The organism is Staphylococcus sp. aM (assembly GCF_052975125.1).
On the sequence record NZ_CP121447.1, the window covers coordinates 2335244 to 2347011 of the forward strand.

The following is an 11768-nucleotide window of genomic DNA, read 5'->3' on the forward strand; positions in this document are numbered from 1 at the left end:
CTAATTTTTTAGATAGTTCTGTTGTTTCAGCTTTAGTTGATTTCTTAGTTGTTGCTTTTGGTTGAGCCGTCGTCTTTTTGTTAGAAATCGCTTTCTTATTAGCCGATGGTTTATCTGTTGATTTTGTTGTCGCTTTGTCTGTCGATGTTTTGTCAGTTGCTTTTTGAGTAGTCTCTTTATCTGATTTTTTGTCAGTTACTTTTTTCGTAGTAGTTTTGTCAGTTGTTGGTGTTGTTTTGTTAGAAGTTGCTTTTACTGGAGTTTTATCTGTAGAAGTTTTATCTGAAGTTTGTTTATCTTGAGAAACTGAATTAGTTTGATTCTCTTTAGTATTGACTGTCTTATTATTAGTTGGTTGTTTATCTTAAGTCGTTGCTGTCTTATCAGTTGTTGATGGTTTATCATTTGTTTTATTAATTGTGTCTTGTTCTATATTAGAGGAGTCTTTTGTTGTTTGATTTGAAGAAGCTTTTTCTGTGTTTGCTTGTTCGGTACTTTGTGTCTCTTCCGCATTAGATTTTTCTGTTTGACTAGTATCTTGAGTCGTTGCTGTCGTTTGATCAGCATTACTAGCTTCTTCTGACGCATTTGTAGTTGCTTTGTCAGTTGCTTGATCCTCTGTACTAGCTGTTTCGTTAGTATTAGTCAGTTCGGTTATATCGACAGGTTCACTTTTATCTTTGTTTCCGTCGTTATTTTGTGACGATGCATTATCTAATTCATCTGCTCTCGCTACATTTCCTACGCCAAATACTAATGTCGCACCTATTAATAACGATGCAGTACCTACCGTAAATTTTCTGATTGCATATTTGTTTAATTTGTTTGGTAAAAAGCCTTGTTTATTCTTCATTCATGAATCACCTCATATATTTTGCACAACTTTAACATTGTATATACATATAATACTTAATTGATTGAAATTTTACAAATGTTGCAAAACCATATATAACCTTACTTTATATTCAAAGACGAATAGAATTATTTTCTCTTAAAAACGAAAAAATATTTATTATTCATCTTAAATAAAATTGTAAATTCCATCAAATTGATGCGAATAAAATATCTACCGATAAATTCTTTGGAGCTCAACTCAATTCGATCATTCATTTAATAAACGATACATATTTTAAAATATTTAATTTTATTATGTTACATGTATAAAATAATAAAGTTGCGCTTTCGTATATTTATATTAACCGAATTCATTAATGATAAACCCGAATATTCATATTTATTTTTTAATATCATTATTCGTTAATATAATATTCCATGATTTTTTTGTTTGTACACTTTACCGATCAACTCACAATTAAAAAACCCAGGACATTAATCCTGGGTTTCTGTATTAATATTTTCAGTCATTTTATTTTCTAATATCTTGAATATGTGACATTTGTTTCAATCGAGTTTCTGCAAAATGTTGTGACGCTTCTAATGGGGTTTTATGTTGTTCTTTGGCGATATCAAAGATATGTTTCACAATTTTATCTATATCTTCAATACTTTCCTTAGCACGCGTTTCATTATATCCATTCAACTCATCCGCAGTGTTGATTACGCCACCGCTATTCACAATATAATCTGGTGCATATAATATACCTTTTTCTTCTAGCATTTGACTATGTCTGTTTTCATCTTTTAATTGGTTGTTTGCTGAACCACAAATCGCTTTGACTTTTAATTGAGGAATTGTATCGTCATTTAATATACCACCGAGTGCACATGGCGCGAAAATATCCGCTTCTACTGAAAAGATGTCATCTGGTTCGACAAATGTCGCGTTAAACTCATCTACTGCACGTTGTGCATTATCTTTATTAATATCCGTAACAATCAACTTAACACCATCTTCATGTAATAGTCGACAAAGTTCATATGATACATGCCCCACACCTTGAACTGCTACGGTCTTACCTTCAAGAGATTCACCATTAAATTGTTCTAAAGCCGTACGCTTCATAGCAATATATATACCATAGGCTGTCATAGGACTTGGATTACCTGCTGAACCAAATGACTTACTTGTACCACAAACATAAGGCGTTTCTTTGTGGATAAGGTTCATTTCATGTTCTGATGTACCTACATCTTCAGCTGTATAATAACGTCCATTTAATGTATGAACATAACGTCCTAATGCTCTATAGAATGCTTCTTCATCTTCTTTATTAGGTGAGCCCAGCACTACTGTCTTACCTCCACCAAGGTCTAAGCCAGCTGCAGCATTTTTATATGTCATTCCACGTGCTAAATTCATCGCATCCTCAATTGCTTCTTCTTCTGATGCATAATCATTTCGCACACGACAACCACCTAATGCTGGTCCAAGCGTTGTATCATGAATACAAATAATTGCCTTTAAACCTGTTGATTGATCTTGGCAAAATACCATTTGTTCATAATCTTCTTGTTCCATAGTTTCAAAAATCATTAACATAACTCCTCTCTTAAAATTCATCTACATAATTCGCATACCCTGACAATATAGGAATAATCTCGATTTGAAACACGCACAATATTAGCTAAATTATGAATTATAAGAAAATTTTCCGTCTATATTTTTACATAAAAAAACTGAGACAATTCACCATGTCTCAGTTACTATCTATATTTTATATCTTCAAAATGCCAATATTTTACATTCTATTTATTGTAGTCTTCGAAATATGAGTGTACATATGTTTCTGTCTTTTCTTGTACTTCACAATAAACTTCTACTGTAAAATTACCTGGTGCCTTAAAGTAAAAAGTATATGTTGCATGTGCCATTTCAGGATCCCATACTTCATACCCGTCATTTTTTAAAATTTGGTGTATACGATCCACTTCTTCTTTACTTTCTTGCGGGAAACCAATATGGAATGTATCTGGGTAGTTAATATTTTCCCCTTCTATTAAATTGAATAGAAATCCATCTTCGTCATTCATAGCTGCAAACATATTGCCAGCGCTACCAATACAAACTAAATCAAAATACTTTTCAAAAAATGCTCGCGTTGTTTTTACGTCATTGACCGTTATATTAATATGATTAATTTTCATAATAAGACCTTCTTTTTCTTTATTTCTTACTTTCAATTTCATTATCTAAAATAGCTGTTGTTGCTTTTAGAAACGACTGAATGGTTTCCATTTGTTCTGCCGTATATTGATTTGTCATTTCAATCATATGTTGATTCAATGTTTCATAAGCATGTTGTACTTCTGATTTATCTTCATATTGTGGAACAATCATAATACTTCGACGATCTTTAGGATGACGCTCACGTTTAACATAGCCTGCACTTTCTAATCGATCGACCAGTGCTGTAACACTTCCCGTTGTAAGTCCAACTCTTCTACCTAATTCACCAGCAGTGATTGGCCCCGTCTCACTTAACATATCAATCGTAGTCCAATCATGGTTATACACATCTAATTGTTCGGCAATTTTATGTTGGTATAAAACAACTCGCCGTCCTAAATCTCTAAATGAAGTTACAATGTCCTCATGGCTAACATCATTTTGAATGTTATCATCATTCATTTTAAAACCACCTCAATTTATCTTGATAATCAAGATATTTGATTGTCTAACTACTTTAACACAATTCACATCCTAATGAAAGATAATTATCTTTATCAATGTAGTTGTTCATAAAAAAGGTCTAGGGACAACTCCCTAGACCTTAAAAAATAGTGATAGCATTAGTTTAATGTATCAAGTGCTTGTTTTAAATCATTGACTAAATCATCTGTATCTTCAATACCAATTGATAAACGGATTAATCCATCTGTGATACCTTCTTTAGCGCGTACATCTGCTGGAATAGATGCATGTGTCATTAATGCAGGAACTGAGATTAAACTTTCTACTGCCCCTAAACTTTCAGCTAGCGTAAAGTATTGCGTAGCATGAATCACTTGTTTAGCAGCCTCTGTGTCTTTCACTTCAAATGCAATAACGCCTGTATGTCCATCTGCTTGTGCAGCATGAATATCATAGTTTAAGTGACTTTTAATACTTGGATGGAATACTTTTTGTACGCTATCGTGAGACTGTAACATATCAATCACTGCTTCTACATTTCGATTAATTTGTTCCATACGTAAGCCTAACGTCTTGATGCCTCTTACTAATAAATAGCTATCTTGTGGTCCAAGCACACCACCTGTAGAATTAGAGATAAAGCCTATACGTTCTCCTAATTCATCATCTGCAGTCACTACTAATCCCGCAACTACATCACTATGTCCACCAATATATTTAGTAGCAGAATGTAAAACTATATCAATACCAAAATCTAATGGATTTTGATAATAAGGTGTCATAAATGTATTATCTACTACAGAAATAAGGTTATGCTTTTTAGCAATCGCTACAGCACCTTTAATATCTGTCACACGTAATAATGGATTAGAAGGCGTTTCGATATATAACATTTTTGTTTCTGGTTTAATATATTTCTCAACATTTTCAATATTAGTTGTATCTACAAAATCTACGTCTAATCCGAAGCGTGTAAATACTTTTGTTAAAGCGCGGTACGTACCACCATATACATCTGAATTTAAAATAAGGTGGTCTCCTTTATCTAATAACATAATCACTGCACTAATAGCTGCCATGCCTGAACCAAATGCGAAACCATGTTTACCATGTTCTAAGTCTGCAATAACACCTTCTAAAGATGCACGTGTTGGATTTGCAGTACGTGAATACTCATATCCTTGGCGTAAATCTCCGATATCGTCTTGTAAATAAGTACTTGTTTGGTAAATTGGAGTGGTTACAGCACCTGTATAATCATCTGTTGTATGTCCACCATGTATCATTTGTGTTTTTTTATTCATTATTCTCATTCTCCTTATAATTAAATATTTGTTTTGACATGTATCGGTCGCTACCATCTGGGAATATCGTCACGATAATACCCTTATTTATTTGGTTTTTTAATTCAAGTGCACCTTGTAGTGCAGCACCGGATGAGCTACCTACTAATAACCCCTCTTGTTTCGCGATGGCTTTTACATTGTCAAAGGCATGTTGATCACTAATTGTAAAAATGCCTTCTACTAATGATTTCTCTAGAAAATCTGGCCATTTTTCAGAACCAATACCTTCTGTGGCATGCGCATGACTTGGACCACCATTTAATATCGATCCCTCCGGTTCGACGATATAATTTTTAACACCCAATGGCTGTAAGTGTCTCGCAACGCCTGTAAATGTACCACCTGAACCAGCACCAGCAACAAAGTAATCAATATGATTCAATTCATCTGTTAACTCTTTACCTAATGTATTAGTATAGGCATCTGGATTATGTGCTGTTTCAAATTGATTCATATAAATTGATTGTGTGTCTTTAGCATATTGTCGAGCAACTTGTTGTGCACCTATCATACCTTCAGCTTTTACAGTTCTTTTAACATCAGCACCTAACGCACGCATAATTGATATTTTTTCTTCGGAAAAGCCTTCTGGTGCAAATATCACGCAATTAAGTTGGTAACGATTGGCAGCTATTGCGAAACCAATCCCTGTATTACCAGCTGTAGCTTCTACAATAGTATCACCACGATGTAGACGCCCCTCTTCAATTGCTTGTTCAACTAAATACTTGCCAAGTCGATCTTTGACACTTCCACCTGGATTGAATTGTTCGAGTTTAGCATAAATTTTTACATTTTCATCACTAAAGCTTTCTAACAACACGAGAGGTGTCTCTCCTATTAAGTCATATGCAATCATATTTTATATATTCAATTATCCTTAATTCATTCGATAATTGAACATTCCCTTCTTTCTCAAATGTAGTCATTAATTCTTATTTAACAGGTATGAATTATAAAGGATTGTGCTCAAATTTGCAATTTCATAGTTTATAAATATTTATATTTTTTACATCACTATTTTCAAATTCAATCAAATGTTCCATCGACTTTATTCTGTTATGATAATGGTAATACCGTTCATACATTTTCATGGATAATACAAGTAAAGGAGTTCGCAATAAGATGTCAAACAAAGACTTATCATTATCTGTATTTACTAAAGAAAACTATAAAAACTTAAACCATACAGCAACTAATTTTAGAAATTCTATGTACGATGAATTAGAAGTTAATAAAGGTCGTTTTAAAAATTGTAATTTTGATGAAGGTATTTTCAAAAATATTAATGCTATTTCTAATAGTAAAGTGGTTAATAGCAGTATGAATGATTGTATTTTTGAACAAGTGAATTTTTATAAAAACCTCTTCAAAAAAATTTCTTTTGAAAATACAACTTTTGATGAAACGACGATCAATAATACGACATTCCAAGATGTTGTATTCGATGGAAATACTTTTAGTGAAGTTAAAATCACAGACACTGTATTTAAAAATGTTGTTTTTAAAAAGACAGAAATTAGCAATTCAACATTTGAAAATATCAAATTAAAACATTGTGTCTTTGATCATGTAACATTTAAAAATTGTAGCCTGCCTAAAAACATTGAAGAAGAATTAAAAAAACAAAATGTTGTTTTCGAAAATATTCAATAAATCATTATAACTGTGTACTTTGACTCAACTATGATGTCTAAGTACACTTTTTTATTGATGATTCAGTATGATTAATGCGTTATTGAATGTTTAAGAAGCTATTTTCATGGATATAAGCATACAAACTTAGGAAAGAAGGAATATAAATGACTCAAGATTCTAGTCAATTAAGTAAAGCACCAACCCCTGACAAAGCGGAGGATAATGCATTTTTCCCTTCCCCATATTCATTAAGTCAATATACTGCGCCTAAAACAGACTTTAATGGTGTTAATCATAAAAATGCTTATACTGGTGGCAAATGGAAAGTATTAATGATTGCCGCTGAAGAACGTTATGTATTATTAGAGAACGGTAAAATGTTCTCAACAGGAAATCATCCAGTTGAAATGCTATTACCGTTACATCATTTAATGGAAGCAGGCTTCGATGTAGATGTTGCTACATTAACTGGTTACCCTGTCAAACTAGAGCACTGGGCAATGCCTACGGAAGATGAAGCTGTACAAGAAACATATAACAAGCTAAAAGAAAAGTTAAAACAACCTAAAGTATTATCTGAAGTTATCAAAAATGAACTTGGTCCTGATTCTGATTATATTTCACTCTTCATCCCTGGTGGACATGCTGCTGTTGTTGGTATTTCTGAAAGTGAAGATGTTCAACAAGCTTTAGATTGGGCATTAGATTATGATAAATTTGTTATCACATTATGTCACGGCCCTGCAGCATTATTATCTGCTGGATTAAATAGAGATAAATCTCCATTTGAAGGGTATTCTGTATGTGTCTTCCCAGATGCATTAGATGAAGGTGCAAATATCGATATCGGTTATTTACCTGGCAAACTCAAATGGTTAGTCGCTGACTTATTGACTAAACAAGGACTTAATGTTGTAAATAAAGAAATGAGTGGCCAAACTCACCAAGATCGTAAATTATTAACTGGTGATAGCCCACTTGCTTCTAATAAACTTGGACTTCTTGCAGCGGATGCATTACTAGAAGCCGTCCAACAATCATAAGTAATTAATTTATTTTCATGCCCTAGATACATTCGTAATGATGTACCTAGGGCTTTTTTATGACTAAACCATTCAATGTTGAAATTTATATATTGTTTTTGTATAATATTTTTAAATATTCTGACATTTGTTCTTTTACATAACTTCAAGTCAAAAGTGAGAGAGGTATTTTTTATGCAACCGATCATTCACGGTTTCTTATTAGCACTAGGTCTGATTCTACCTTTAGGTGCTCAAAATGTATTTGTATTTAACCAAGGTGCAAATCAAAAGAAATTAACTAAAGCATTACCAGTGATTGTCACAGCTGGCTTATGTGATACTACTTTAATTGTGTTAGCTATTTTAGGCGTGTCCTTAATCTTAATGTCTCTACCTATTTTACAGTTAGTCATTTATATCATTGGTCTCGCCTTTCTATTATATATGGCATGGTCATTATGGAATGAAAAACCTAGTCATTTAGAACATATGGAACCCATGAGCCCCAAAAAACAAATCGGCTTCGCGTTATCCGTATCATTACTTAATCCTCATGCGATAATGGATACAATTGGTGTCATTGGAACAAGTGCTTCTATGTATCATGGCACAGAAAAGATATTATTTGCTGGCGCTACTATTTTAGTCTCTTGGATTTGGTTTATCTTATTAGCGATTCTCGGTAAAATGTTAGGTTCAGTCGATAAAACAGGTAAATATATTATTATTCTAAATAAAGTTTCAAGTGTTATCGTACTCATCGTAAGTTGTATTATTATCAAAAATATCTGGCACATTTTGGCCAATTAATATAAACAGGGCTTATCGAAATTTAAATTTCAATAAGCCCTGCTTCATTTAATTACATTAGAATCATTGTAAATGATTAAAATAATTGAACAATAAACACTAAAATAATCACTACTGGCATTACAAATTTAATTAAATAATACCATGGTAAAAATAATTTGAATTTGTCTCTTCCAAAGTTTTCTTGTAGTAACTTTTTATCTAATAATTGCCCTACAACTAATGTTGTGCCAAGTGCACCTAGAGGCATTAATATATTCGAAACAACAAAATCCATATTATCGAATATTGTTCCTGCGCCAAATTTAACGCCACTCAAACTTCCAAATGATAGTGTAGCTGGAATGCTAATTAAAAAGACAAGTATACTTGCAATCAATGCGACTGGTTGACGTTTTGTATTATCATTTTTTGTAAAATTAGAAACGTTTAATTCCAACAATGAAATGGATGATGTCAACGCTGCAAACAAGAATAAAATTAAAAAGATTAGATAAAAGGCAATACCAAAGTGCATTTTATCAAATACAAGCGGTAGTACTTTGAATAATAGTCCTGGACCTTCTTGTGGTTGATAACCAAATGTTTTCAATGCAGGAAAAATAGCTAATCCCGCTAAAACTGAAACTAAAATATTCATCAATACAATGGAAATCGCTGATGATTTAATGGTCATTGTCTTTGGTGCATAACTTGCGTAAGTAATCATTCCAGTTGTTCCTAGAGATAATGTAAAGAATGATTGTCCTAACGCAAACAAGATACCTTCCATAGAAATATCTTCCACTCTAGGTTGTAACAGGTATCGTACACCTTCTATCGAACCGTCTAAAGTTAATGATTTCACCACTACAATAATTAAAAAGATAAATAACAGTGGCATCATGATTTTGGATGCTTTTTCCAAACCCTTTTCTACACCTAACATAACAATGATCATCGTTAAGAAAATAAAAATACCCTGTCCTAAAACAGTAAGCCATGGATTACTTATCATTGCTTCAAAATTGAGTTGTGTCAGATGAGAAGTATTCAAACTTAATATTTGCCAAATGACATTCCCCATGTAAATAATAATCCATCCGCCAATGACACTATAGAAACCAAATAATATAAAAACTGCTAAATTCCCGTTCCACCCAATCACATTGAGCCATTTTTTACCTGTGAGTTTACTATAAATTTGAGTTGTATACGTTCTCCCCATTTTCCCTACTGTAAATTCCATAATTAATAATGGTAGTCCTACAAAAATAGTAAAAATTAAAAACATTAATAAAAAGGCGCCACCACCATATATACCAGCCATATAAGGAAATTTCCACATTGCCCCTAATCCAATTGCGGAACCGGCACTTGCTAATATAAACCCAGTAGAGGTTTTCCATTCTGATTGCTTACTCATATTCACTCACTTCCTTTAATGCGTTAAAGCGTTTATGTACTTAAGTAACACTTTATCACTAGTTAGTGATAAGTGCAATATTCATGCAAATTGTCAGAATAATAAAAAAAGAATAGTTCATAACGTTGCCTTTCATTTAATACATTGATTAGCATCAGTTATGACTATTCTTTATATTTTAATCTTCGCTACTATAAGTAATCGTTTGGCCATCATTTACTTCTTCAATTTCTAAACTTTCAATATGATCGACATTAATATAATGTATTGAATCACCTTTTTCTAGATAAAGATAAGGTAATTCATCAAACTCATCTATAATTCTTCTAACACATTTGTCCTTATCGATGCCCTTATCAAAAGTCTTAAATTCTGTATATCTGTGGCCCGAAATCGTAATATAGGTTAATAAAAATGTTCTCGTCACAGTTGAACACCACCTTATTGCTAGTATTTATTTTTGAGTGAAAAACTCAACGATATCTTGTTCTAATGCATCTCTTCCTTCACCGTGGGTCATTAAATGTTGATTTAGTGGAAAATCTTGAATTGATTTATTATCGCTACTAATTTGATTAAAAATATAGTGCGCACTTTCCTCATAAGCCGCTTCATCTTGTCCACCATACAAAATTCTAGCAGTCGATTTAATATCATGTAAATTTGACATAATATCATTAATAACACCTTGAAATACTTTAATTTCATCTTGATATTGATTGATTTGGGCTAATGATTCAACACTCTCATCCTCAGACAGTCTCATTATCTGATTCATGCGTTTGCCATATTTTTCTAAGCGCCAAGCAATACCAGCTTCTGTTTTCTCGCTAGGTGCAGACATCACTACGATACGATTTAATTCAACATTTTCAGCTAATCGTAATGTAAATAATCCACCTAACGATACACCGGCTGCATTAATGACTTCGTACCCTTCTTCCTTTAAAAACTGATACGCTTCTTGCACACATGCCCACCAATCGTTAACATCATACTTAATAAACTGTGTAACCGGTAATCCATGACCAGGATAGTTAGGTACATAACACGTGAATCCTTGTTCATGCAGCGTTGTAGCAAGGTGCTTCACGTCTTTAACAGTACCTGTGAATGAATGTAATAATAGTATAGCTTGTTGACTTGTCCCTTTTAAATAAAGTGGACTTGGTGATTTAATATTCATCATAAAATAACTCCCCTAGTTTTAATTATCGTATAGACAACGAAACGTGCCTTTATATCAATTCTCATTTTAAAATTATCAATGTATCGCATCTTTGTTCTTTTTAAACTTGATTCGCTCAAACAGTGGGTAAACCATTAACCATAAAGCTATCCAAGTTAAACCTAATGTCACGCCGCCAACCACATCTGACAGATAATGCGCATGGAAATATAATCGACAAATCAAAACGCTTATCCATAATATTAATGCAAGACCGCTCAAAATAGCTTTCAAACCCGCTCTTTTGATTAAAGGTATCACCACAATCAATAAAGTCACAAAAAATAATGTACTCGCATTAGAGTGGCCACTTGGAAATGAAAACCCTGAATCAATAGGTAAATGATTATACGGTCTCATTCGTTCGATTGTCATTTTAATCAAAATATTAATCAATGTTCCACTTAATATTGTGCAAATGAACCATATAGCTAAACGTGGATATTTAAATAATAATACTATTGTAATGATTACTGACATCACAATAACACCACTAACATCTCCGATTGTGGCACAAAATGTCATATAGTAGTTCAACATGTCTCCTTCAAATTGTCGTTGTGGCGTACCAAATGTAGTAGTAAACCAATCTAATGAATGGCTATCTACAAATTTTAAAAATGGTACATCTTGTATAACGCCGACAGTCATTAAAATAAATATCATAATACTTATGATAAATAAAGGAATAGTAAACATACCTGTTGTTGTCCGTCTATTTTTCATACTTTCTCCTTTATCTCTTTCTCTAGTTCAAATTATTCTTCTCTTCTATTTTATAGAA

The 11768-nt window shown here is 32.7% G+C and carries 12 protein-coding genes and 1 pseudogene; 3 read left to right on the forward strand and 10 right to left on the reverse strand.

Annotated elements, in window-relative coordinates; translation table 11 throughout:
* Window positions 1-364 precede the first annotated feature (364 nt).
* The 6 genes and pseudogenes from P7F85_RS11480 to P7F85_RS11505 all read right to left on the reverse strand — a co-directional run bounded on the left by P7F85_RS11480 (window position 365) and on the right by P7F85_RS11505 (window position 5737).
* Entirely contained in the window at window positions 365-853 is a 489-nt protein-coding gene (locus P7F85_RS11480; protein WP_002466434.1) for a YSIRK-type signal peptide-containing protein, read from the reverse strand.
* A gap of 513 nt (window positions 854-1366) precedes the next feature.
* Window positions 1367-2434, reverse strand: a complete 1068-nt coding sequence (locus P7F85_RS11485; RefSeq protein ID WP_002466438.1) for a Leu/Phe/Val dehydrogenase — start codon at window positions 2432-2434, stop codon at window positions 1367-1369.
* A gap of 272 nt (window positions 2435-2706) precedes the next feature.
* Window positions 2707-3045, reverse strand: a pseudogene (locus P7F85_RS11490) (VOC family protein); the annotation flags it as partial.
* A 19-nt stretch (window positions 3046-3064) separates the two neighbouring features.
* Window positions 3065-3529 (reverse strand): MarR family winged helix-turn-helix transcriptional regulator, encoded by a 465-nt coding sequence (locus P7F85_RS11495; RefSeq protein ID WP_002466429.1) that lies wholly within the window; start codon window positions 3527-3529, stop codon window positions 3065-3067.
* A gap of 161 nt (window positions 3530-3690) precedes the next feature.
* Entirely contained in the window at window positions 3691-4836 is a 1146-nt protein-coding gene (locus tag P7F85_RS11500) for a bifunctional cystathionine gamma-lyase/homocysteine desulfhydrase (protein ID WP_046464479.1), read from the reverse strand.
* Window positions 4829-5737, reverse strand: coding sequence for a PLP-dependent cysteine synthase family protein (locus P7F85_RS11505; protein WP_002466437.1), 909 nt, complete (start codon window positions 5735-5737; stop codon window positions 4829-4831). Before P7F85_RS11505 ends, P7F85_RS11500 begins: the two co-directional genes overlap by 8 nt.
* Before the next feature lie 266 nt (window positions 5738-6003).
* On the opposite strand from P7F85_RS11505, the gene P7F85_RS11510 reads away from it, so the two are divergent.
* From P7F85_RS11510 to P7F85_RS11520, 3 genes are all read left to right on the forward strand, one after another.
* Window positions 6004-6534: a pentapeptide repeat-containing protein gene (locus tag P7F85_RS11510; RefSeq protein WP_002466428.1), complete on the forward strand. Its 531-nt coding sequence runs from the start codon at window positions 6004-6006 to the stop codon at window positions 6532-6534.
* Window positions 6535-6680: 146 nt separating this feature from the next.
* A complete protein-coding gene (gene hchA, locus P7F85_RS11515; protein WP_447158547.1) occupies window positions 6681-7559 on the forward strand; it encodes a glyoxalase III HchA in 879 nt (292 codons plus the stop codon).
* 174 nt (window positions 7560-7733) lie between these two features.
* A complete protein-coding gene (locus tag P7F85_RS11520) occupies window positions 7734-8351 on the forward strand; it encodes a LysE/ArgO family amino acid transporter (protein WP_002466431.1) in 618 nt (205 codons plus the stop codon).
* A 76-nt stretch (window positions 8352-8427) separates the two neighbouring features.
* Here the strand turns inward: P7F85_RS11520 and P7F85_RS11525 are convergent, their stop codons facing one another.
* The 4 genes from P7F85_RS11525 to P7F85_RS11540 all read right to left on the reverse strand — a co-directional run bounded on the left by P7F85_RS11525 (window position 8428) and on the right by P7F85_RS11540 (window position 11710).
* Entirely contained in the window at window positions 8428-9756 is a 1329-nt protein-coding gene (locus tag P7F85_RS11525; protein WP_002466450.1) for a sodium-dependent transporter, read from the reverse strand.
* Window positions 9757-9934: 178 nt separating this feature from the next.
* On the reverse strand, window positions 9935-10183 hold the full coding sequence (locus P7F85_RS11530) for a hypothetical protein (protein WP_002451464.1): 249 nt from the start codon (window positions 10181-10183) through the stop codon (window positions 9935-9937).
* A gap of 27 nt (window positions 10184-10210) precedes the next feature.
* On the reverse strand, window positions 10211-10942 hold the full coding sequence (locus tag P7F85_RS11535; RefSeq protein WP_026088886.1) for an alpha/beta hydrolase: 732 nt from the start codon (window positions 10940-10942) through the stop codon (window positions 10211-10213).
* A gap of 78 nt (window positions 10943-11020) precedes the next feature.
* A complete protein-coding gene (locus P7F85_RS11540) occupies window positions 11021-11710 on the reverse strand; it encodes a phosphatase PAP2 family protein (RefSeq protein ID WP_002466446.1) in 690 nt (229 codons plus the stop codon).
* Window positions 11711-11768: the final 58 nt, after the last annotated feature.